Raw genomic sequence first — 1,081 nt, forward strand, 5'->3', positions numbered from 1 at the left:
GCGACGCGCCGCGGGGCGGGGGCCGGCTCGGCGCCCGGCGCCCTCCTCGACTGGCAGCCGATCCCGGGGGCGCCGGACGGCGCCGCGGCCTACCGCGTGCTCTACCGCTCCACCGGCCTGCGCGGCGAGCCGATCGCCGTCTCGGGCGCCGTCATCGTGCCCGCGGGTCCCGTCCCGCCGGGCGGGCGGCCGATCGTCGCCTGGGCGCACCCGACCACCGGCGTGGTCGACAGGTGCGCGCCCTCCCTCGCCCGCGGGCTGTTCCGCTCGATCCAGGGCCTGGGCGAGATGCTGGAGCGCGGCTACGTCGTGGCCGCCACGGACTATCCCGGCCTCGGCACGCCGGGCGTCCACCCCTACCTCGTCGGCGACAGCGAGGGGCGGGCCGTCCTCGATTCCGTGCGCGCGGCGCGCGCGCTCGCCGGGCCGGGCCGGGCCTCCCGCACCTTCGCGGTCTGGGGCCACTCCCAGGGCGGGCAGGCGGCGCTGTTCACCGGCCTCCTGGCGCGGCGCTACGCGCCCGACCTGACGCTCGTCGGCGTCGCGGCCGCCGCCCCGGCGACCGAGCTCGCCACCCTGATGATGGCGGACCTCGACACCTCGGGCGGCAAGAACCTCACCGCCATGACCCTGTGGTCGTGGTCGCGGGTCTACGGCGCGCCGATCACCAAGGTGGTCACGCCGGCCGCCCTGCCGGTGATCGACGCGCTCGCCGACGACTGCCTCGAGACGATCATCGACGTGCTGGAGCGCCGCGGCCCCTCGCGCGCGCTCGATCGCAGCTTCCTGGCGGTCGACGACCTCGCCGACCGGCAGCCGTGGCGGTCGCTGCTGGCCCGCAACACGCCCGGCACGCTGGCGCCCGAGATCCCGGTCTTCCTGGCCCAGGGCAGCGCCGACACCCTCGTGCTGCCCCGGGTGACGCAGGATTACCGGGCGCGGCTGTGCCGGGCGGGCAGCCGGGTCGCGTTCGCTCTCGTGCCGGGCGTCGGGCACCTGTTCGTGGCGCGCGACGCCGCGCCGGCGGCGCTCGGCTGGATCGGGGACCGCTTCGCCGGCGCGCCAGCGCCGAGCAATTGCG

At 77.8% G+C, this 1,081-nt stretch carries 1 protein-coding gene; it reads left to right on the forward strand.

Going from position 1 to position 1,081, the window contains the following annotated elements:
- Positions 1-1,081: lipase family protein (locus tag DT057_RS34995; RefSeq protein ID WP_128566568.1), on the forward strand; the 1,081-nt coding region annotated here is incomplete at both ends.

Source organism: Methylobacterium crusticola (assembly GCF_003574465.1).
Taxonomy (GTDB): domain Bacteria; phylum Pseudomonadota; class Alphaproteobacteria; order Rhizobiales; family Beijerinckiaceae; genus Methylobacterium; species Methylobacterium crusticola.